The following is a 24273-nucleotide window of genomic DNA, read 5'->3' on the forward strand; positions in this document are numbered from 1 at the left end:
AATTGCCTTAAAAATTGCCAAGGAAACGGGAGCAGATGTTTTTGTTATTGCCGATGGGGCGACAGGAAATGGTAATGAACAAGAGAATTTTAAGCTTTTCGCTTATGCACAGAATCCTAATATCAAAATTTTGCTTCATGGCGTAATAGGTTTTTTCGAAGTTTGACGGATTTGATGAGTTTTGCGCATGCACTTCAAATTCCGAGGGAAGAAGCTAAGTAAAGCGAGGCGTCTTTTTCGGTTGATACAAATTTGTTTTATTTATCTTCAGAAAAAAAATTTTGGAAGATCCCGCATTTCCTGCTCTTGAATGTGTTAGATATACAAACTCTTTAGCTGGAAGCTATCCCATATCAAATGATCATAATCACCATTGGTGATGTTCTATTTTGATCAGTGGAAAAGTCTCTCTCCTACGAATTTATTTTCTACACTGAATCGATTATAGACAGAACAGTATTGGCCGTTTAGATTTGGTTAGAAATTGTTTTATCGTCATAAAGTTGCGCTTTATTTATGAGACTTAAAAGGAATAATTCTTTTGACGGCTTATCGTGTAATGGAATCTTTAGTATTGGATAAGGGAGAGGTGCATTTGAAAGATGAATGAATGCTCCAGTAGGCACAATGCATTGATTGATAAATATAACTCATAGTTTTGCAACTTGAATGAAAGTCCCAAATATCTTAAGATTCTCTTATTTCAAATATTCTTATTTGAATCAATTAAAATCACTTACTTGCACGTTACAAGCGGGGGTGGTGTGCATATAAACCAGTAAAAAGAGAGAATTAAAAAGGCCTCTTATGAACCGTCTCAATGCAAGGGTTGCCACAACATTTTGAGCTGGTAAAGAGAATGATGGTGCCGGTTCGCTCCTTCATAAGTGTAAAGATGGTGGTGCACCATGGCTTTTAAGTTAAGCAAAACCATTTATTATAGCTTTTAGTTTTTATCTGAGCGCAAAATGTTGCAGGCAGCTCTTGATTTATACAAGGAAAATGTTACAGGCAAAATTACATTAAAACTTTATAAGGGTAATGTGATGGCTGAAGGGTGCCAAAGCAAATAGTCACTTTACACCACTAAATTTGTAACCTTTAAGGATAATAAAGATACTTATGATCAAAAAGATGCAACCAGTTTTATGAAATTAAATTTCTCGCCTTTGCACATATTGGCAGCACATTTGCCAGAATTCAAATAAACAATCTTATAAAATCATCCTTACAGTATAATTAAAGAGATGATTTTGTATAAGACGTTCAGTTTTGTCATTTTTCTAACTTATTGATGTTGGTAAATAGTTTAGCTGTCCAATTTTTAGTTCAATGCTAGAAGATTTTTTTTCTTGCTGATAAGTGTAATAGGTAAAACCTATAATAATAGTAATTAAAACATCAATAATAAAAATGAGTAAATTACGTTCATGATATTTGTACTTCATTGATGTAAAAAAAAGAGCATAAAATGGAAAGAATAGTGCAGAGACTTGTCATAACAAGAGCTATAATAAGAGGATTTTTGATAGCTTTTTGCTTGCTATTATTGACGAATAAATTCAAGAACCATACACCATACCATTAAAGAGTTTATTTTTTTAGGATAAAGATGATGATGCGTGATCAGAGTGACGCCCTTAGCCTTACGCCAGAATTAAAAAATGCAGCTGTTCAATCGAGAGCTTGGCCATTTGAAGAAGCACGTAAGATTATCAAACGGTATGAAAAAACAGGTTATCCAGAGCGTGTAATATTTGAAACAGGCTATGGACCTTCTGGTTTACCGCATATTGGCACTTTTGGGGAAGTAGCACGTACAACCATGGTGCGTCATGCATTTCAGATTCTTACTGAGAATAAAGTGAAAACAAAACTGCTTTGTTTTTCTGATGATATGGATGGTTTGCGCAAGGTTCCTGATAATGTACCAGATCGTGAGAAGGTGGAAAGCTATCTTGGTCAACCGCTTAGCCGCATACCAGATCCTTTTGGCGATATGTATCCTTCTTTTGGAGCGGCGAATAATGCGCGTTTGCGCGCTTTTCTTGATCGTTTTGGTTTTGATTATGAATTTGCCAGTGCTACCGATTATTATAGTTCCGGTCGTTTTGATGAAACACTCTTAAAAATACTTGACTGTTATGACAAGGTGATGGCAATTGTTTTGCCAACATTGGGTGAAGAACGGCGTGCTACCTATTCACTTTTTTTACCGATTTCTCCATTTTCTGGCAAAGTTTTACAGGTGCCGATGATTGCTCGTAATGTTGAAAAAGGTACTGTCACCTATATTGAACCTGAAACAGGAGAAACCATTGAAACGGAGGTGACAGGGGGAAAAGTTAAATGTCAATGGAAGGTAGATTGGGCAATGCGCTGGACAGCGCTTGGTGTTGATTATGAAATGGCGGGAAAAGATCTTATAGATTCCACAAATCTTTCTTCTAAAATTTGCAAAGTACTTGGTGGAAAGCCACCAGAAGGATTTAACTATGAGCTGTTTTTAGATGAGATGGGGCAGAAAATTTCCAAATCCAAAGGAAATGGCTTAACCATTGATGAGTGGTTAACATATGCTCCCACAGAAAGTCTTGGGCTTTATATGTTTGCAAAGCCCAAAACAGCAAAACGACTTTATTTTGATGTTATTCCAAAAGCCGTTGATGAATATTATGCGCATCTTTCAGCTTATGGTCGCCAAAAATGGCAAGATCGACTTAACAATCCTGTATGGCATATTCATAATGGTTGTCCTCCACAGGGTGATTTACCTGTATCCTTTGCCATGCTTTTAAATTTGGTCAGTGCTTCAAATGCAGAAAATAAAGAGGTTCTTTGGGGTTTTATTTCTCGTTATGCTAAGGAAGCCAATGCACAAACTTATCCGGAACTTGATCAGTTGGTGCAATTTGCTATTAAATATTTTGATGTTTTTGTTAAACCAAATAAAAAATTTCGAGCAGCAGATGACAGTGAGCGGGCAACATTAGCGCAAATTGATGCAAAATTAGCCAGTTTGCCGGAAACTGCCGATGGAAACACGATTCAAAATGCGCTTCTTGATGTTGCACGTTTAACGGAACGTTATCAAGATCATAACAAAAAGAGTCCTGAAGGGGGGCCAGGGGTTTCAAATGTTTTTTTTCAAATGCTCTATGAAGTGCTTTTAGGGCAGGAGAGGGGACCAAGATTAGGGTCATTTATTGCTTTGTATGGAATTAATGAAATGCGGGCACTGATTGCTGAAGCTCTGGCGCGACCTATGGGGGAATAATGGAAAAGAGAGCGCAAGAAGTAAAGCGACGTCGCACATTTGCGATTATAGCACATCCAGATGCGGGAAAAACAACACTAACGGAAAAGCTTTTGTTATTTGGTGGAGCTATTCAGCTTGCTGGTGAGGTAAAAGCAAAAAAAGATCGTATTCAAACCCGTTCTGATTGGATGCATATTGAACGGGACCGTGGTATTTCGGTTGTGACATCGGTGATGACATTTGAATATGAAGATCATATCTTTAATTTGCTAGATACTCCAGGCCATGAAGATTTTGCTGATGATACCTATCGCACTCTCACAGCTGTTGATAGTGCTATCATGGTGTTAGATGGTGCACGCGGAATTGAACCTAGGACACTGAAATTGTTTGAAGTATGTCGGATGCGGGATATTCCTATTGTTACTTTTGTCAACAAAATGGATCGTGAGGCACGTGATCCTATAGAACTTTTAGATGAAATTGAAGAAAAACTTGCTCTTGATACTGCACCAATAACTTGGCCGATTGGTACAGGTAAAGATTTTGTTGGAACATTTGATCTTCATCATAATCGTTTTCGTCAAAAAGATGATGAGGTGACACAACAAGCGGTTTCGGGGCCGGATGAAGTGGTAAACTTGCTTCCTGAAAATGAACGCTTATCTTTTATAGAAGGCGTAGAGCTTGCGCGAAGTGCCTGCAAAAACTTTGATTTTCAAGCTTTTCAAGAAGGACATATGACACCGGTTTATTTCGGTTCAGCTTTAAGAAATTTTGGTGTTCGTGATTTGATCAATGCATTGGTTGCTTTTGGTCCAAGTCCTCGTGATCAAGGTGCAGATCAACGTACTGTAAGAGCCACGGAATCTCAAATGACGGGGTTTGTATTTAAAATTCAAGCGAATATGGACCCTAATCACCGTGATCGTATTGCATTTTTTCGGGTGTGTTCGGGAACGCTTGAACGTGGCATGAAGACAAAGTTGGTACGAACAGGAAAATCGATGACACTTTCGGCACCACAATTTTTCTTTGCGCGTTCACGCCAAATTGCTGATCAAGCCTATGCCGGTGATATTGTAGGGATTCCTAATCATGGAACGTTGCGTATTGGTGATACCTTGACAGAAGGAGAAAATATCCTTTTTAAGGGAGTGCCTAATTTTGCACCAGAAATTTTACGTCGTGTTTGTTTAGGTGATCCGATGAAAGCAAAAAAACTGAAAGAAGCTTTGCACCAAATGGCTGAAGAAGGGGTCGTGCAATTATTTATTCCTGATGATGGTTCTCCTTCTCTCATAGGTGTGATTGGTGCTTTGCAGATTGATGTTTTAAAGGAACGACTTAAGATAGAATACGGGTTGCCGGTGAGTTTTGAACCAGCACGCTTTAATATATGCCGTTGGATTTCAGCACAAAGTAAAGATGAAATGCAAAAATTTCTCACCAATCACTATTCTGCCATTGCTCATGACCTAGAAGGTGATCCAGTTTTTTTAGCAGAAAACCATTTTTCATTGAACTATGAAGCAGAACGAGCGCCGAAGATAAAATTTGCGGCTTTTAAGGATTATCAGATACGTTCTGAATAAACAGATATCTTTTTTGTGAAAAAATTGTCTTGAATAAAGAGCAAGCAAGGAGGAGAGGCAAAACCTCTCTCCTTTTTAGAAAAATCACTATGAGCGAGCTTAACGAAGCCCCTCTTTAATCCATTCAGAAACACGTCCTTTAGAAGCAGCGCCAACCATATTTGATGCAATATTTCCATCTTTGAACATCAATAAGGTAGGAATTGAGCGCACTCCATATTGGGTAGCCAGTTCCGGATTTTCATCAATATTCACTTTGGCAATTTTGACTTGATTTTGCATTTCCATTGAAATTTCATCTAAAATCGGAGCAATCATTTTACAAGGACCACACCATTCTGCCCAAAAATCAACCACAACAGGGGTAGAAGAAGTCAAAACTTCACTTTCAAAATTGCTCTTATCAACTTTTATACAGCTCATTGATTTATCCTTTATACTCATTTCTATAGATTGGTACGATAACGCTTCATATCAAGTTATTGCAAAGATAAATAGAAAAAGCTTTTCTCAGCTTATCAAGCAATTTCATCAAGAAGCGCATCAAGTTTTTTCGGAGGAAGTTTAAAAACTTTCACTTCTTTACTGTAGACAAGAAGAGCTTGAATATCTTTATCGGGATGAATAGCTTGCAGCAATTTTCGGTAAAGAGCCATTTGCAACAAGTAGTGTGGTGCAATAGCGGCTTCGTCTTCTGGTGGGGCTCCCGTTTTAAAATCCGCAAAGATGATGCTGTTTTCTGTGATGTAGAGACGGTCAATTTGTCCGGAAATTGCTTGCTCTTTTCCACGAATTTTTACAATACCCATTAAGGAGACTTCAGCACGCGAATGATCAGAGAAGAGGGGTTTGAGAGAGGAATGATCTAAAATTTGCCAAACATGACAAAGAGCTTTTTCTTTTTGTGTTTCCTGCCAATGAGAAGCTTTAGTATTGAGATAGTATTGGGCATAATCGCGACGTTTTTGAGCGGGACAATTGGGTAAATGTTGCAGCAATCGGTGAACAATATTACCATATTCAATGGAAAAAGCTCTATTGATATTTGTTTCTCCTAAGACAGGTGAGAGGCTAAGATATTTTAGATTAGAAGAAATTTCAGTATCAGCTTCAATAGAAAGGCTAGCAACAGAGGGCCTCAACGGTTTGGGTAGAGCTGGTTCTTCGGGGACTTTATGGGAGAAAAAAGTGGGCAAAGATGGGAGTGTTTGGTACTCAGCACAAGGTACTTCTTGCTTTATAGGGGCATAAGAAGAAGCTGTAATACAATAACGCCAAGCTGCAATATCTTCTGCTGGACCATCTATAACAAACGCATGCGGTTTGAGAGCGTTCTTTACCAATTGTAGCCACGTATGAGGGGAGGTTTTCTCACCGCTATATCCGCAAACAAACAATCGATCTTCAGCGCGTGTCATTCCTACATAGAGAAGGCGTCTATATTCTTCTTCAGCGCGTTCTTTTAAGTATGACAGTGCTTGTTGAGAGAGTTTTGTATCAAATTTTTCATTGGGGCGCCAAATAAACGCTTGTTGGTCACTCCATTGTGGATGACTTGAAGGAGTTTTAAGCAAATGAGGTGCATGTTGAGAGTGCCAAATAGCACTTCCTGGATCAACCAGAAACACAACAGAAGCCTCTAGCCCTTTTGCGGCATGTACAGTCATGATACGAACTTCTTCATGGTTTTGATCAAATTCTCGTTTAATTTCTGGATCGTTTGCGCTTAATGTTTCCAAAAAAGCTTGCAATCCTGGTAAACCCGTTTTTTGAAGAGTGAGTGTATAATCCATAAAAGCATCAAGCACATCATTTGCTTCAGATCCTAAGCGAGCAAGGATTTTTTGTCGTCCTTTATCATTGTTTAAAATATAGCTATAGAATTCGAAAACCGGTATTTTATCCACAAGAGTGCGATAATGATTCAAATTTTCGAAAGCATCTCTAAAAGATGCGTGTGATGAGACATGCGAGGCATGCATACAGAGACTTTGCCAAAGAGAGCCTGTACGGTGCGCTGCAAGTTGATAAAGTTCCTCTTCGCTAAGCGAAAAAAGTGGACTTTTTAAAACACAAGCAAGAGAAAGATCATCTTTTGGTTGCAAAACAAACCGTGCCAGCGCCATTAAATCACGCACACTCATATGTTTGGTGAGTTGTAAACGATCAGCACCAGCGATGGGAATATTGCGTAATTTAAGGGCACGAGAAAGGGCAGAAACAAAGTGATCACGTTTACGCACCAAGACCATAATGTCACTGGCACGCATGAGGCGTCCTTTTGCTGGAAGCATTTCTCCGTTGTGTAACCAGTTGGCAATGGTTTCAGCAATTTTTTCTGCCAAACGTGTTTCAGGTGTGTCTAAATGATCAACGCTTAAATGCCACGCATCAGGAAATTCACTTTTTTCTTTGGAAATGGCATCCCATAAAATAACCTCTCCTGGGCTATGAGCACGAATAGCTTCGTGCACTGTCTTTGTATTTTCTGCTGAAAGCCCTTTATAATTTTCGGGTTTTTCAAAGACGAGATCAACGCTTTTAAGGACATCCGGTGTAGAACGAAAAGAATAATTAAGTTGTATTTTTTCAAATTTCTGATTCACCTGCTGTACTTTTTTTTGAATCATTCGTCCGTTTTCGGCAAAGTTTTCCGGAGCAGCGCCTTGAAAAGAATAGATGGATTGTTTTTCATCTCCAACAGCAAAAAGAGTGCGTATATTTGTGCGTTGACTATGACCTGTAAAAAATTCTTGTGCCAAAAGTTGAATAATTTGCCATTGCTCAGGGTTTGTATCTTGCGCTTCATCAAGCAAAATATGATCAAGACCATTATCAAGTTTATAGTGCACCCATTGGCTTGCACCTTGACGCTTTAACAAATGGAGTGTGCGTTCAATGAGGTCGTTAAAATCTAAAAACCCATTGGCTTTTTTGAGATTTGCGTAGATTTTAAGATATCTGGCACAAAGCTGAAAAGCAGCTTTATTAAGTGTGGCAATTTTTGAGCATTGATATTTTTCTAAAAGAAGAGAAAGCTTGCTTTGTTTGTCTTCAATCGTTTGTTGAATAAAGGGCCAAATTTCATCTGATTTTTTACAAGATAGGCGTGAAAAATTACGTGGTTCGCCTTTCATTTTAAAATAAATATTGGAAATAATATCGATGATGTTTTCCTCATCACAGGCCTCTTCTAATTGAGAAAATTTCGCAATCATTTCTTTGAGGCTCTTATTACCATAGGTTTGACAATGGGTAAGAGCATAAAGAGGCAGGCGAGCAGTCTGTTGAATTTTTTCTAACAACTGTTCATTTGTGTCATCAGGCGCTAACTGAAAGAGCGCATGCAGTTTTTTTTCTCCGTTTTCAGAAAGAACAGAAGTCAAAAAATCAGACAGTTTATGTTGTTTTTCAGTTGCTTCATACAGTAATTGGTTAAAAGTGTGCTCACTGATAACTTTAAGCAACTGTTTTAAAGCAGACTGTGCACTTTCATGCTCCAAAAGCTGGCGGCGTGCTTCTTGGAGTAGTTTTTTTCGACTGATATCGTCGACCAGTTCGAAATGTCCAGCAATATTGGCTTCTAGCATAAAGTGATGCAAGAGAGATTCACAAAATGCATGAATCGTTTGAATTTTTAAGCCCCCTGGAGTCTCTAAGGCACGAGCAAAGAGTTGACGCGCATAGGTGAGTTTTTGCGCAGTGATGGGTTTATTTTCAAGTTGCGATAAAGTTTGTTGCAGCTGTGTATCGTCTAGTTCATTCCAACTGGAAAGTGTGCGAAAAATTCGCGATTGCATAACGGCGGCAGCGGCTTTTGTATAAGTAAGGCATAAAATACGTGCTGGAGGGGTACCATTTAAAAGCAAACGAATAACACGTTCGCTTAAAACATGGGTTTTTCCAGATCCTGCATTTGCAGAAACCCATACATTTGTTTTTGGATGTGTTGCCGTTGCTTGTGCATCAAGGGCTGCTTCAGGAATAGAAAAAAGAGTCATGATTGATCTGCTTTCTGAAAACCGCTTGACCATTCCCATAAGCGTGCCAAATGGTCATAGTCACCTTCATATCGTTTTGTTATGGGGACGGCGTGTGAAAGGTAACCCTGTTGTGGATTTTGATAATAATCCATTAATGCGATAAGATGTTTCCATGCTTTTTCACCAAGATCCATGGCGCTTTGATGATCTTTTGTGTCTTTCTTTAAAAAAATTGATTGGGGAATAATTTTGCCTTTTCCATTGAGGGGGATGTAAGACAAATTTACAGGGGTAAGATCTTGAAAATCTGTAAAAGCACCTTGCATAAGCAAAGCTGCTTCCAATGCCAATTGTGGAAATAATAAATCGCGCACTTGTTTTGATGAAGGTGGGGTGCTGGTTTTAAAATCGATAATTTCAACCATTTTTCCTGGCAATACATCAATACGATCAGCACGTCCCGAAAGAGTTAAACCTGTGGTGCCTATAGGTATTTTTTGCGATACTACTTCGGCATATCGTTTTCGAGGACCTAAACTTTGTTCCCATTGGAGAAAAAATGGAGCAAGATTTTCAAAATTGTTCCACCAGATTGCTTCAATATCGAGTGGCAAATTGAATTTATTAAATTCTTCACGCCCGATATTGAGGAGTACATCGAGGACATTCGCAGAATTTGGATTTTTTACTTTTGTACAAAAAGCAGAAAAAATAGCGTGATAAAGTATTCCGCGTTCAGAAGCACCAGGGGCATGGATGAGAGCTTTAAGCGGTTTCAGCCGCAAGATTTTTTTGGCATAAATGGCATAAGGGTCATAGCGCAACGTTGCGATTTCAGTGACGGAAAAATGGCGAGGACGCGCATCAAGGGGTGGGACAGGATAAGGACGTTTCGCACCGGCAATGATATTTGTATGATCAAGCATTTTTGTCCAATGAAGAAATATTTCACCTCGTGCACGGATTTGTTTCCAAACCTGTTTTCCTATAACCGTTTCTAAGCGTTGTAACCAGCGTGAAGGAAGTGAAGGAGCATGATTAACGCGTAGTGCTCGGCTCATCACCACTTTATTCATTCCCATAGCCCATTGAAAGTCATGGGCAGAAAGGCCAATACGCTTTTCTGGTGGTTCAAGAGTTAACATAATTTTCATTGGTCGTGATAAAAAAGCATCATTACGGGTTGTAATAGGCCATGATCCTTCATTAAGACCACCAATAACCACAGTATCAACGGTTTGTAAACGTGATTCTAAGGTTCCCCAAATGAACAAACGCGGATGTCCTCCAGGAGAGGGTGTAACGGAGCGAGTTGCTATAAGGGCTGAAAATATAGCGAGCCATTCGCAAAGTTGAAATTTTAATCCTGATTGATCACTCACCAATTCACGCAAAAAAGTTAAGAGAGTTTGTCCTGCTTCATGTTGATAAAGATGGGCAAGAGAATTGTTTTCATCACGCCCAAAGTTTTCAAACACTTCAACTGTTGCTACCATGGCTTCATTGACGGTACATTCCTTCTTTTGTTTCATGAGAGATGCTAAAGGTTCGACAGCTTTGACTAAAAGATGACAAAGCAGACGTGCTTCTTCACAGTTTTGTTGATCAATAACGTTAGTTTCAGAAATCTTATGGGAATATATTTCTGTCCATGTTTCAAAAAATTTGTCACATTCACAAAGATTAATACAGCTCGTATTCCCTCGAAGAACAAAGAGTTCAAAATTTTCTGCCATTTCGCGTAAGCGATGGCGGTTTTGTCCTAGTGTTGTGAGCGGATGTTTGAGAAGGGAAAGAAAAGCAATTGGATCACCAGACTGAAAGACATTTTCTAAAAGGAGCCGTAACAAAGTTGCAGGGAGTGTTTGTGCAAGAGGTATTCCGCCTGAATCATTTGCTTCAATTCCAAAACGTTGTAATTCAGCTGCAACACGGCGTGCTAGATTACGGTCATTTGTAATAAGAGCTGCGGTTTTTTGAGGTTCTTCAATAGCATTGCGTAAAGCAACAGCAATAGCAAGCGCTTCTTCGCGTTCGTTTATAGCTTCAATGAATGACCAATTTTCACAGAGATTTTCATAATCATCGCGGACAATTTGTACCCAGCGTTCTGTTGTAGAGGCTGGTCGCAATGCTTCTGATAAAAGAGCCGTACGCTTTTTCTTTATTGCGCTTTGTTGACCAATTTCGCGCACATGAATGCGTTGACATCCGATGAGAGAGAGAAGTTTTTTGAAATGATATTGAGGATGGCTAAAAGCATTTGCTGTACGATCGAAAACATTACAAATTGTTTTTTTTTCGTTGATAGTACCTAATGCCTCCCATTGTTCTTCATCCATATGAAGATCAAGTCCAGGAAGAACAACAGCTCCTTTTGGCAGAGAAGCAATGACCTTTAAAAGATGAGAGACTGCGGGAATAGAACCTGATACACCAGCTGCAAGTATAGGTTTGTTAGGTTGTGTTCGCCATAAAGTCTCAGCATGCATTTTGAGTACTTGATTACGCCATTCAGCTGGATTACTCCGCCCTCTTTCTTTTAAGATTTGCGGCCAGCTTTGTGTAACAATGGTGAGAAAATCGAGCGTTATTTGCCACCATTCGGCGACCATATCGGGAGCAATTTCTTTAAGTTTTGACCAATCTGTTGCTTCTGTTTCCATTTCATCCATCAAATGTGCTAAATCTTGAGCAAGCCAAATTGCATCAGCAGTATGAGCAGGAATAAGCACGTCTTCTGTACCAAACATGGTGCGCAAGTGATCAGGTAAATTTTCGCGCCAAGGACGAATGAGACGCGCTAAAAGTAGGAGGCGTTCACTTTCTTCAATGGGAGGATTGAGAATGTTGTTATGATTTTCACCAAAAAGGAAGCTATCCTCATCCACATCTCCTAAAGCACGAATGGTTGGCAAGAAGGTTGATTTTGTATCGCTTTTTTCAACAAAGGCTGTACGCAAAGCCCGAGCAGCACGGCGTGTTGGTACATAAATAAGGGTATCTGCAAGGGCCGTTTGTATATCGCCATTTGGTGCAAAGTCATCAATAAGAGCACTAGAGAGCAATGCATCAACAAAATGCGGTAAAAAGGCAGTTCCCGAAGAAATAGAAAAGACACGTGGCTTATAGGTCATGTGATCTCATTTGAGCTGTATGGAAAAATTCCATCTTATTGATTATTTGCATCACTCCTACTTGTATACAATTTTTATGAAGGAACAAAACTGAAAAGCTGCATCTGGACAGGAGATTTTTGACTTTGATTTCTGAAAAAATATTGAACCCTCTATGCTATCTAAAGTTTTAAAAAAATAACTACTGGAGCAACATTATATGACTTGAGTCATCGTGCAAAAATATTAAAGATATCTCTCTGATACTGTCTAACCAAGAGTTAATTCCCAGTCCATTGTTAAGCTTGAACAGGCAACATAAATTAGCATCTTTAAAGTTTTCAAAGGCTTTGCATTCGCACTTATGTTGGCAGTGAGTGAACAGAATAAACAAGGACTTTATGCTGCTATTCATACGGTATAAAAAAATGCTCGTTGCATAAGGCACCGTTTACAAAAAAGTCGTTCCATAACATTGCGAGACTTAAATAGCCAGTTTTGCAAACTCATAAAAGATTTAGGAAAAGAAAATGGAAGCAGAGATATGTGTATTCTCTAGGTTATATACACCTTTATGCTCTAATCGAAAAGGCGATTGAAACCTAGACCTGCAATTTTATAAAAGAAGTTCTTTATTTATCGGATTTTTAGAAAATACATTTAAAGAAGTCTGTGAAAGGGTAATGTTCTTTGTAAAAATGTTCATCATCATTCTACGTTTTTTGCTTGTTTAAGTAGGCAGAAAGGACAACGATGCTATTTTGTTTCCTCATCCTTTTGCGTCCTAGCTCTGAAGTATAACCTTTATTAGTAATAATTTGTGTATTTTCACTCCGTTCAAGATAGCTAAGCTGCTTAGATAACATCATTACAATTTTCTGTCGTTAAGAAAACAACGTAAATCTTGGTTCAAAATATTCACGACCGCATCATGCTTCAGTGTAAATCCTTATTCTGCTTCTTGCAAAGGCTTTTCTTTCATGTTGATCTTCTCTATATTTCGCCGCGCAATCTATATAGTTTGCAAGCAAAGAGATGAACTTGGACAAAGGGTAGATTGATTTTCACAGCTTCATTCATTATAATTCATCTTGCTTACAAAAGGGTTACCAAAGCCCAATATGAGATCCTTTCGATACCAGGATACAAAATATTTATCGATGGATGGCTGCGACATGAATGATACATTTTTTGCTTGAGGGTAAGGAGAAGCATTCATTCTTGAGTGCTGTTTTTTAAAACGGCGTGAACGTCTTCAACAAAAGGACTGTGTAAGCTTTTCAATCCTCACGCACATTCCAGAAGTTTTCTTCCATAAACGATAAATCTTTTTCCAATCTCTACACTTTATTAATGAAATGCATTTCTCCAGTAACGCATCGATTTTTGATCAAATGGGATGTTATCAGTCACTCCACCTTTTTCTCACACCTTAACTTAATGCACAGCATCTCAGTTGTGCAGCGAAAATGAAGTGCTTTGGTGGAGAGTGTTTTGCAAAAATTAGGGATGAAGCTATCTATTATGCTTTTGAAAGGCATCATATTGATTTATAAGGATAATTCATTTTTTTGCCACATGAATGAAAGCCCCAAATCTTATAAGATTCCCTCATCTCAAATTCTCTTAGAGTGAATCACTCAAAATCATTTTTTTATATCATAAGCGAGATTGACGTGTGGGTAAAAATGAATAAAGACAAGGAATAAAAATGCCCCTTATGAACCGTTTCAATATAAAAGCTGTTGCAACATTTTGAGCTGGCAAAGAGAATGAGACGGTGCTGGCTTGCGTATAAGAAGGTGTGGTGCACAATGGCTTGTTATACCCTTTACGAACGCCGTCGTGATATAGGTTTGTGAGCATTAAGAGATGTCTCTCTAAAGGAGCCCTATTTTTTGATAAAAACTTTGTAAAGGCGCAAGCATTGGGTGTGAGAGATTGCGGGCAAGATAATCTTGCACATGAAGGAGATATTGAAGATAAGATGACTTTCCATCGCGTCCATAGAGACGTGCAAAAATCCCTAAAATTTTCGAAGCGCGTTGGGTGCCTGCAAATGCGTAAAGTTTACGAAATTCACTTTCCTTGAAAGGTCGTGATGCTTGGTGACGTGCATTGCAATAGGCGTCGAGAATTTTTGCTTCGCGTGTTGGGGAAATAAACACACGTGCATCTTGTGCTAAAGAGACGAGATCATAGGCTGTTCGACCTATTAAGCCATCTTGAAAATCAATCAGACCAATACGGGCAAATCCTTCTTTCTGTGTGCGCCAAAGAATATTGGGTGAATGATAATTACGCATAACAAAGGTATTTTCTCCTTGGGTAAGTCTATCGAGATAGGGCTGCCAACAGGTGAAAAAAGCTTTACGCTGTTGTTGATCTACGTTTTTTGTGTTTGAAAGGGCACATACCAGTCTAGCAATAAGGAGAGTTCTGATTGTAATGCTTGGCGATCATAGAGGGAATTTGCAGCAAAAATGTTGCAAATTGCATTTCGTGAGGCTATGACTTTTGGTGAAATGAAGCGAGCAATTCGCTACAAGCGATGTAACGCTCTTCTAAGGGATTACCACTTTTATCTAAAAGTCCTTCACATCCTAAATCTTCAAAAATTAAAAGACCTTTTTCAAAATCTTCGACAAAAATATGAGGAGCAGAAAATCCATTGTCTAAAATGAGTTGATTAATCCCGACAAATTGACGAATATCTTTTGCAAGCTGTGCCATTGTTACATAAGAAGAATCTATATTTTTTTCCTTTACATGGTTGGCGTATCCATAAGAATTTCTTGATTTTGCCCATTATGCAAAATTTCATAAGTGCGTGCGAAAGCATCAACAGTCAAAAGATGACGATAAACGTGACCTCGTCCATGGGTTGTTAAAAACTACGAATTTCAAAAGACCGCTGTAGACACTCACTAGAATGTTGTGCTGATGTAAGAGTTACAAGACGCCCACAACCTTCATATTGTAAAGTCAGTGCAAAGGTAACCTGCCCTAAAAGATCTGCACTTTTTTCTGGCCATTCTACGAGTAAAATACTTTGCTGACGTGCTTCGTAAAGTCCTAATTCATCGATTTCTTCTGTGGTAGAAAGGCGATAAAGATCAGCATGAATAATTTCAAATTGCGCAAGTTGATAACTTTGAGCAAGAGTAAAAGTAGGGCTTGGAACATCCAGAGTATTGTCTTTAGCAAGTGTGTGGATAATTGTCCGTGCGATGGTTGATTTTCCTGTTCCAAGATCACCTTGCAGCGTCACAAGATCTCCGGGTTTTAAAGCAAGGGCTAAATCTTGCGCAAAAAGCTTGGTTGCTTCTTCATTTTCAAGAAAAAAACTAAAATTCATTAAGATTTCCATGAAGTGAATGAGAAAGAGTTTTTATCATAATAAAGGATAAGACTAAAAAACTTTATCTTCTTTGGAAATTGGAAAGAAGCATTTAACTGTTGTTCCTTGTCCTGTACCGGTGAAAATTTCAACGCGCCCTCCGTGGAGCTCAACAAAGCTTTTGACAAGAGAAAGGCCAAGACCTGCTCCCGCACGCCCACCATGATGTGAATGGGAAGAAAAGCGTTTAAAAATGCGATCAAGGATATCTTCTGGAATATCGGATCCCTCATTGTGAACACTGAAAACGATGTCATCATCTTTTTCTTCGGCACAAAATTCAATGGTGCTTGCTTCCGTTGCAAAATTAATAGCATTGCTGAGGACATTCACAAAGATTTGGTGCAAACGTGTTGCATCTACAGAAATAAAGTTTAAGGAAGGAGAAATTTGTTGTAAAAGCGTAATATGGCGTCCATTAAGACGCTCTTCCACACGTGCTACTGCTTGCACCATAGCATCGGCAATATTAACCGGTTTTATGTCCAGCTCCATAATACCAGCATCAAGGGTTGCAAGGTCAAGAATATCATTCACAATATTCAAAAGAGAGCCTGATTCTGAATGAATGTGTCCAAGATATTCCTGTTGGCGTTCATTGATAGGACCAAAAATTTGATCGCGTAAAATATCGGAAAATCCAATAATATTGGTGAGGGGTGTACGCAATTCATAGGAAACATGTTGGACAAATTCATTCCGCAAACGATCAGCACTTTCCAAAGCTTCATTTTTCTCTTGAAGAGCACGCGCGACATGAACAGTGTCCGTAACATTCACGAAAGTAAGCATGGTCTCTCCATTAGGAAGCGGGACCAATGTGTAATCAATGATCATGCCATTTTTGAGGTCCATACGACCTGAATATGTATCCCGTTCTTCAGCAAAACCGGTAATAAATTTGGTGAACCAGTCCCATTCTTGTCTCAAAGTTAGGGGTGAACAATAACTTTGTAATTGTGTAATATGGGTGCCTTCTACCAATAAATTATAGGGTAGAGACCATAATTTTGATAAAGCAGGATTTGATAAACGAAGGCATCCATCAGTGCCAAAGACCACCACTCCTTCTGAAAGTTTATCAAGTGTTTCGCCTTGTATTTTAATGAGTGTATTATAGCGCTGTTCAAGATCAATTTTTTCTGTGAGATTTTCGTAAAGCCAAGTGACACCTCCTTGTGGGTGAGGACTAGAAATGACACGCACTGTGCGCCCATCTGGAAGATTCCAAATTTGTTGATTTGATTCCGTTTGCCGGTAAGCTTTTAAAAGTTCTTCTTTCCAAGTGCGCCAATCCGGGTGTTCACCAATGAGCCCTTTTTCACGCAAACGTTCAAGAAACAATGTATGGCTTGGTTCACTTTCTAGAAAGGAATTCTCTAAGGGCCATAAAATTTTAAAGGCATGGTTGCAGAATTTTAATTTTTGATTGCTATCGAAAACAGCTACAGCTGTTGAAATTTGATCAAGTGTTTCACAATGGTTTTGAAAAACACGTCTTAGTTCATTGGCAAGATTTTCATATGCACTATCATCACGGGCAAAAGCCGCCATCCCTTCGGCTGTTGTAATCCGTGTGAGATGAAAGCGGTGCCGTTCTCCATCAAGGACCGTATGAACGTGCTCTTGAAAAACGGTTTCTGTTTCATCTGTTTTGCGTTGTGTTGTTTCATTGAAAAGGTCAACTACTTCGTTACTGCCTTCTCGAAAGCCTGTTATTTCTCTAAAGGCGCGGTTGATAAAGCAAATTTTTCCTTCACTATCTTTTATCCAGACTGGTTCTTGAATAACATCGAGAAGGTTACGCTGCATTCTCAGTTCGGTAAGGATTCTTGCAATATTTTTCTGTAAACGAGCATTTTCGCTTTGTTGTAGTGAGATGTCTTGAAAGCGTGCAATGGCTACTGTTCCAGCAATAACGCCTGTAACATGCAACAGCATATTATTCTTGGTGAAAAGAGAAAGTTCAAAAGGATGAGACTTGTAACGTAATTGCTTTAATGCGTAATCAAGTTCCCGCAGAGAATTTTCTTCAAGCCAGAATTCGAAACGCTGAAAATCTTGTTGATGAATTCCCACTTTTTGCAATGTTGGAATGTTGCCAACCACACGAGGTAAAGCCGTTGGGTTTTCCCAAATAAGAAGATACTGTCCGGTTTCTTCCAGAAGCCATTCATAATATTTAAGTTTTTCAGAAAGATCTGTTTGAAATGTCTGCAGAGGCTTTTGTAACGTTTTTTTCGCACGCATAATAACGGCCATACACGTGAAAAGTGAGGCACAAGAGATTCCTCCGCAGAGCGCTAAGAGAAGCCATGGACCATCTGGCAAAGTAAAGGTAGACGGTAGATATGTTTCCAATAACTGAGCAGCAGCACATGTTGGAAAAAAAAGAAAAAGAAAGCAAAAAATATGAGTACAGATTCGGATCATTTTTTGAGCTTTTTCTTTGGAGTTATAGTCACCGAAGCTGAGCACGATGCGTTTTCCTTTTTCTTTTATCCCAAGGAAACATTTAATAACGATAATGGTCTGGTTTATAAGGTCCTTGTGGAGTAACTCCAATATAGGCAGCTTGTTCTTGTGATAAAGTGGTTAATTTTATTCCTAGCTGATCAAGGTGAAGGCGGGCAACTTTTTCATCAAGGTATTTTGGCAAAACAGTCACTTCATTTTTGTAGTGTCCTGAACGAGTAAAGAGTTCAATTTGCGCTAAAACTTGATTGGTAAATGAAGCCGACATAACAAAAGAAGGGTGCCCCGTGGCATTACCGAGATTAAGTAAACGCCCTTCAGAAAGCAAAATGATGCGTTTTCCATCGGGAAAGGTGATCATATCGACTTGTGGTTTAATATTCGTCCATGGTAAATTTTGCAAGGCTGCGACTTGGATTTCATTATCAAAATGGCCAATATTTCCAAGAATACACATGTCTTTGACTTTCCGCATATGATCTAAACGGACAATATCTTTATTACCCGTTGTTGTGATAATAATATCAGCGCTGGAAGCTGCATCATCTAAATTAACAACTTCATAGCCATCCATAGCTGCTTGAAGGGCACAAATGGGGTCAATTTCTGTTACTTTAACACGAGCTCCAGCACCTGAAAGAGAGGCTGCTGATCCTTTACCCACATCACCATAACCGCAAACAATAGCTGTTTTACCAGCGATCATAACGTCTGTTGCGCGTCTGATACCGTCTACTAATGATTCTCTACATCCATATTTATTATCAAATTTTGATTTAGTGACGCTATCATTGATATTAATAGCAGGAAAAGGCAGAAGCCCTTCCTTTTGTAATTGATGAAGGCGGTGTACACCCGTTGTGGTTTCTTCACTTATACCTTTGATTGCTGCGCGCTGGCGTGTGAAAAACCCTGGTGTAGCCTCCATACGCCTTTGGATTTGTTTGAAGAAAAGTTCCTCTTCTTCTGTCTTGGGATGAGACAGAATATCTTTATTTGTTTCTGCACGGCTTCCCATCAAAATATAGTTTGTAGCATCCGCTCCATCATCTAAGATAAGATTGGAGGGATTACCATCAGGCCATTGGAAAATAGCATCTATATAAGTCCAATATTCTTCAAGTGTTTCACCCTTAACCGCAAAAACAGGAGTACCAGTGGCTGCAATAGCTGCTGCAGCGTGATCTTGCGTAGAGAAAATATTGCTAGAACTCCACCGGACATTGGCTCCAATTGCTTTGAGCGTTTCAATCAAAACAGCTGTTTGAATGGTCATGTGCAATGAACCAGAAATACGTGCTCCGCGCAAAGGTTGGCTGGAAGAAAATTCCTCACGACAAGCCATCAAACCGGGCATTTCCGTTTCAGCAATATCCAGTTCTTTACGACCATAAGCAGCAAGTGCGATATCTTTGACAACATAATCTTGAGCTGTCATTCTTTATTCCTTCAAAATTAATTTTTGCAAAACGGTAGGAGAAATTAAAAAAAAATGCAAGTTAATAGGAACACTTCTTTCTGGGAAAAAGTCTTTATTCGGTTTCCATAAATCTTTACCACAGACATGTATTTACAAGTGAGTGATAATGTGACTGAGAGGATGCTGAAAATTTCTATAGTGTGGACAAAAGTTGTCGACATTTGTTAGTTTTTGAATGAAGAGAAGAGTGAGATGACAAAGAGAATTTTTTTATAAGGTTCTTTTTTGGATTTGTTTGAAGAAAAATTCTTCTTCTGTCTTGGGATGAGACAGGATATCTTTATTTGCTTCCGCACGTTGCAAAAAAGCCAGATGTATAAATTTTATCAACACGCTTATCCATTTTCTTTTATAAATGAGAAATGAATTCAGTAAAAAAGAAGATGCGCTAGCTTTCATGCCGTAGGTTAAAATTTGAGACTAAAGATAGCGTAGGGGGAATGGTTCATTTGTCAATAAAGACGTGTTACCAAGGGGAAACAGTTCATCAATAAAATGCAGGGATCGGCAAAGCAATTTATGTATAGATTAATAAGTTTCTCAGATGCATGGAAGCATTAAGACTTTTTCTTATCGTTTTATTGAAGGTGTTCATTTTATTTTAAAAGCGAAAACGTAATGCCAAGAGTTCTCCCTTAGACTCAACTCTGTGGTGTAGCTATTGGTTTCACCATTTTTATGCTTAAAGGTGCAAGCTGGCTCTATTTGCCAGCTTAAAAATTGCGCCAGCATTTGCATTAAGACGATTTATGAGAAGCATTTTTATCAGTACCGCTTGTGCGTGCAAGTAAGTGATTTTGAATGATTCACTATGTGAAGGTTTGAGATGAAAAAATCTTAGGATATTCGGGTCTCTCATTCAACATACAAAAAGATAAATTATTCTTATAAATCAATAATTTGATATCATGCAACTGTAAGGGTTTATATCCTCTTTGTCCAGATTTACTCTTATGCTACAAACTATAAATTGCATTGTGAGCTTTAGCAGAATAAGTCATCTAAGAAAGTCCGCATTGGCAAAAAGCAAACCAAGAATTGGCTCTAAAGAGTCATGCTGTTATGGATGTGTTGAGCCAAGCTTTAAATTTTTTTCTTGATAACAGAGAACTGGAATGCTTTTATTTAGATATTTCATCTTTTTGATGAAGGTAAGAATACGGGAAGTATTGCTGACAAAGGTTATGCTTCAGAAACACTGATAAAAAGAGTGAGGTAGCAAAATTGCATCTGTATCTTTTCTTCCAGTTCCACTAAGAAAACAGTGCAAAATAATGGTGAACATCTTTATAAAAGCGCCATTTTATCGAAAGCTTTTTCAATAAATTGAACCATTTCGGGTATATCTGCTAATGGTTTTATAAAAAGCTTCTTTTATAGAAACTTTCTGGTCTCTAGTTTAAGTGTTCTCTGATTGGGAAAATGCGTTGCACAGACACAAGCTGCTGGGAAAATATGGGCTAAGCTGGTAAATTTCGGGAAAATTGACCATGTGGACGAAATCGCCAGAGATAGCTTGGCAAGAGTGCCGCCATTGCTTTAGGGGTAATTCCTACTCCTTCTAAAGTGTAGCCATTTTCTATAGCTTCTTGAGAAACAATGTTATCTATTTGCAGAAAACGTATTTGACTAGCTGTTACTAGTGTTGGCGCGAGAGGCAATTTACCAATAGTTCCCAAAAGACCTCCAATAAATAAGCCGGCAGAAAGAGGCATAGAGAGAATTGTTTTTTTACGATGAATAATTTTTAATATATATTCAAGGACATTTTGAAATGTGATAATCTGTGGACCCCCAAGATCATAACTTTTTCCAGAGATAACTTGTCCTTCTAGAGCGCGTACAATAAATTCAGCGACATCACCAACATATACAGGCTGCAATTTACTTTGCCCACCGCCAAAAAGGGGTATGATCGGTAGAAAACACGACAAATTTGCCAAGTTATTAAAGAAACAATCTTCTGGTCCAAAGATGATGGATGGGCGCATAATAATTGCTTGAGGATGCTCGTTATGAATGATTTCTTCACTCATGGATTTAACGCGTGCATACAAAAAAGAAGCATTTTTATTGGCGACAAGCGCTGACATATAAATGAGAGGAATACCAGCTTCTGCTGTTAATTCGGAAACGTTTTGTGCACCCTCAATTTGTGTCTTTTGAAAGTTCGGTTGATTTGCTTGTGCTAAACTACCAGGAAGAAATACTGCACCATCTGAACCAAGCAATGCGCGTGCAACAGAAGCGCGACACTTGATATCAGTTCTAAGCATTTGGGTTTGTCCTACTTCTCCTATTTGGAGCATGTAATAAGCTTTTTGCGGAGAACGAACGGCAATACGAACCCGATAACCCCGCTTAGTTAAAGCTTCAACGACATGTCGTCCTACAAAACCAGAGCCGCCGAAAACGGTAATAAGTTTAGGATGTTGATAAAGTGCACAATCAAGTTGCATGATCAAAAGGTCTATCTTTCAAAGCTCTATGAATAATCAATTTCTAACATGGTGGTGTTTTGTTGTCACGTAAAATATCACCGGCAAGATAAAGGGACCCGCCTATCAGGACAATTACCTCTTTATGCTCTGCGTTAATTCTCTGTAAGGCTTCTTGGAAATGGGCTTGCGGGTTAGCAGGAAGTCCTACTTTTCTAGCTGCTTCAGCTAAAATCGTTGGACAAATACCTGCGTTGTTATTGATCAACGGGATCGTATAAACTGTATCGACAAGGTTTGTTAAAGGACGAAAATAACTGACAGCATCCTTGGTATTGAGCATACCAACAATCATAATAATAGGACGGTTTGATTTTTGTTTCCATTTCGTAAGTTCTGCTGCAACAATTTTTGCAGCAGCGGGATTGTGACCGCCATCTAACCATAAATCAATACCAGGAGACATCTGATCAACCAAATTTCCATGGGTAAGATGTTGCATTCGTGCTGGCCAGTAAATATTTTGCAGCGCGTGACTTATTGTTTTTTCTGAAAGTTGAAAACCTGCTTGATAAATTGCTTCAAGGGAAGCTCCGGTATTGGCAATTTGATGCGCTCCAATCAGGTTAGGCAATGGAAGATCCATGAGACCTTGATTGTTTTGAAAGACCATACGTCCGTGTTCTGTATAACTTTGATAATCTTGATCAAACAGAAAATAAGGTGCTTTATTTTTATCAGTAAGGGTTATTAAAGTAGAAAGGGTTTCATCATGATCTTGTTTACTGATAACCACAGGAACTCCCGATTTGATAATTCCCCCTTTTTGAAAAGCGATTTGTGAAATTGTGTTTCCAAGAAAGGTCTCATGATCATAATCAATGGGCATAATAAGGGATACAGCTGGCTTTTTAATCACATTTGTAGCATCAAAACGTCCTCCTAAACCAACCTCTAAAATCACGACATCAGCTGGATGTGTGCTAAACAGTATAAAGGCAGCAGCAGTAAAAATTTCAAAAACAGTAATTAATTTTTGACCGTTCGCCTTGACAACTTGCTGAATTGTTTCAGCCAATTGTTCTTCTGTGACAAGTTTCCCACCTTCTCTTTGACCGATTCGGCAGCGTTCATTCCAATTAACCAGATGAGGTGAGCTATAGACATGAACGCGGTAGCCTGCGCTTTCCAAAAGAGCACGACAAATAGCTGAAGCAGATCCTTTACCATTTGTGCCAGCAATATGAATAACAGGTGCAAGCTTTAAATGAGGATTATCAAGGCTTTCTAAAAGACGAAGGATACGCTCTAAAGAAAGATCAAATTTTTTAGGATAGTTTTTCAGTAAATCATCGATTATCCTTTGCACGTGGTTTTTTTTCATAGTTTAAGCAGCTTCTGCTTTAGAAAGCGATGCCTGAGAATTGGTCGAAGATGTATTGGAAGGATTAACAACAGGGGGATATTTCATCATCAAACGTAAAAGTCGTGCAATGGTAGTTTTCATTTCTAAACGTGATACAACCATATCAATCATGCCATGTTTGAGCAGATATTCACTACTTTGAAAACCTTCTGGTAAGGTTTCGCGTATGGTTTGTTGAATGACACGTGGTCCCGCAAAACCAATCATAGCACCAGGTTCGGCAATGTGAATATCGCCAAGCATGGCATAAGAAGCAGTAACTCCACCGGTGGTTGGATTGGTAAGAACTACGATGTAGGGAAGTTTTGCTTCTTTTAGCATTTCGATAGCTACAGTTGTACGGGGCATTTGCATCAAGGAGAGTGTTCCTTCTTGCATGCGTGCACCGCCAGAAGCAGAAAAAAGGACTAAAGGGCATTTTTCGGCAATGGCAGTATCAAAAGCTTTTATGATTGCTTCTCCTGAAGCCATACCAAGTGATCCTCCCATAAAGGCGAAGTCTTGAACAGTGGCTATAATCGGTAAGCCTTCAATAGTACCGCGTGCACTTAAAATATTATCATCAATACCAAGTTTGGAACGATAATCTTTTAGCCGGTCAATATAACGTTTTTCATCGCGAAACTTTAATGGGTCTATTACAACTTTTGGATTTTCAAGAGGTGTATAAACACCATCATCAAAAAAATGTGTAAGACGGTTTTTGGCGCTGATGCGCATGTGATAACCAGAACTAGGGATTACATATTGATTAACTTCTAGATCTTTATGGAAGACCATCTCACCACTGGTAGGATCTTTGATCCACAGATTTTCTGGAATTTCACGGCGTCCCAGTATGGAATTGATTTTAGGACGAACATAATTTGTAATCCAGTTCATCTTTGTAGCCTCTCTTTAAATGTTATACATTTTTTGCACGATTCAAGAAAATATAAGATTGAATGGTCAATTCGCTTTGCCAGCTAAATAAACAAATCCATTTAATATTTTCAGTACATGTATAGTTTTAACTGCACTATTTTTTGTCTCTAAATATTATCATGGTAATTTGCATAAAATTCTTTCTCATAAAAAAAATCTATCAGTGATTTTAAGAAC

At 38.7% G+C, this 24273-nt stretch carries 10 protein-coding genes and 1 pseudogene; 2 read left to right on the plus strand and 9 right to left on the minus strand.

The window, feature by feature from the left end; translation table 11 throughout:
- Positions 1-1615: 1615 nt before the first annotated feature.
- The gene (locus AYT27_RS00115; RefSeq protein ID WP_011179992.1) at positions 1616-3277 is read left to right on the plus strand and encodes a lysine--tRNA ligase; all 1662 of its coding nucleotides are present in this window, start codon (positions 1616-1618) and stop codon (positions 3275-3277) included.
- A complete protein-coding gene (locus tag AYT27_RS00120; RefSeq protein ID WP_011179993.1) occupies positions 3277-4854 on the plus strand; it encodes a peptide chain release factor 3 in 1578 nt (525 codons plus the stop codon). Before AYT27_RS00115 ends, AYT27_RS00120 begins: the two co-directional genes overlap by 1 nt.
- A gap of 99 nt (positions 4855-4953) precedes the next feature.
- On the opposite strand, the gene trxA is transcribed toward AYT27_RS00120, so the two are convergent.
- From trxA to accD, 9 genes and pseudogenes are all read right to left on the minus strand, one after another.
- Entirely contained in the window at positions 4954-5277 is a 324-nt protein-coding gene (gene trxA / locus AYT27_RS00125; protein WP_011179994.1) for a thioredoxin, read from the minus strand.
- Positions 5278-5372: 95 nt separating this feature from the next.
- On the minus strand, positions 5373-8855 hold the full coding sequence (gene addA / locus AYT27_RS00130; protein ID WP_011179995.1) for a double-strand break repair helicase AddA: 3483 nt from the start codon (positions 8853-8855) through the stop codon (positions 5373-5375).
- Entirely contained in the window at positions 8852-11974 is a 3123-nt protein-coding gene (gene addB, locus AYT27_RS00135) for a double-strand break repair protein AddB (RefSeq protein ID WP_011179996.1), read from the minus strand. The genes addA and addB overlap by 4 nt, the downstream gene beginning before the upstream one ends.
- A 1859-nt stretch (positions 11975-13833) precedes the next feature.
- Positions 13834-15311 (minus strand): annotated as a pseudogene (tsaE, locus tag AYT27_RS09070) (tRNA (adenosine(37)-N6)-threonylcarbamoyltransferase complex ATPase subunit type 1 TsaE).
- A 54-nt stretch (positions 15312-15365) separates the two neighbouring features.
- Complete coding sequence (locus AYT27_RS00155) at positions 15366-17831, minus strand: sensor histidine kinase (protein ID WP_011179997.1); 2466 nt, start codon at positions 17829-17831, stop codon at positions 15366-15368.
- A gap of 37 nt (positions 17832-17868) precedes the next feature.
- A complete protein-coding gene (ahcY, locus tag AYT27_RS00160; RefSeq protein ID WP_011179998.1) occupies positions 17869-19266 on the minus strand; it encodes an adenosylhomocysteinase in 1398 nt (465 codons plus the stop codon).
- 1502 nt (positions 19267-20768) lie between these two features.
- Positions 20769-21767 (minus strand): complex I NDUFA9 subunit family protein, encoded by a 999-nt coding sequence (locus AYT27_RS00165; protein WP_034447615.1) that lies wholly within the window; start codon positions 21765-21767, stop codon positions 20769-20771.
- A gap of 43 nt (positions 21768-21810) precedes the next feature.
- Entirely contained in the window at positions 21811-23130 is a 1320-nt protein-coding gene (locus AYT27_RS00170; protein WP_011180000.1) for a bifunctional folylpolyglutamate synthase/dihydrofolate synthase, read from the minus strand.
- Between the two features lie 3 nt (positions 23131-23133).
- Entirely contained in the window at positions 23134-24054 is a 921-nt protein-coding gene (gene accD, locus AYT27_RS00175) for an acetyl-CoA carboxylase, carboxyltransferase subunit beta (RefSeq protein WP_011180001.1), read from the minus strand.
- Positions 24055-24273: the final 219 nt, after the last annotated feature.

Source organism: Bartonella henselae str. Houston-1 (assembly GCF_000046705.1).
Classification (GTDB): domain Bacteria; phylum Pseudomonadota; class Alphaproteobacteria; order Rhizobiales; family Rhizobiaceae; genus Bartonella; species Bartonella henselae.

Coding starts and splice junctions, on each gene's coding strand:
- AYT27_RS00120 (WP_011179993.1), top strand. CDS start 3,277: ATGGAAAAGAGAGCGCAAGAAGTAAAGCGACGTCGCACATTTGCGATT.
- addA (WP_011179995.1), bottom strand. CDS start 8,855: ATGACTCTTTTTTCTATTCCTGAAGCAGCCCTTGATGCACAAGCAACG.
- AYT27_RS00170 (WP_011180000.1), bottom strand. CDS start 23,130: ATGAAAAAAAACCACGTGCAAAGGATAATCGATGATTTACTGAAAAAC.
- trxA (WP_011179994.1), bottom strand. CDS start 5,277: ATGAGCTGTATAAAAGTTGATAAGAGCAATTTTGAAAGTGAAGTTTTG.
- AYT27_RS00115 (WP_011179992.1), top strand. CDS start 1,616: ATGATGCGTGATCAGAGTGACGCCCTTAGCCTTACGCCAGAATTAAAA.
- accD (WP_011180001.1), bottom strand. CDS start 24,054: ATGAACTGGATTACAAATTATGTTCGTCCTAAAATCAATTCCATACTG.
- ahcY (WP_011179998.1), bottom strand. CDS start 19,266: ATGACAGCTCAAGATTATGTTGTCAAAGATATCGCACTTGCTGCTTAT.
- AYT27_RS00165 (WP_034447615.1), bottom strand. CDS start 21,767: ATGCAACTTGATTGTGCACTTTATCAACATCCTAAACTTATTACCGTT.
- addB (WP_011179996.1), bottom strand. CDS start 11,974: ATGACCTATAAGCCACGTGTCTTTTCTATTTCTTCGGGAACTGCCTTT.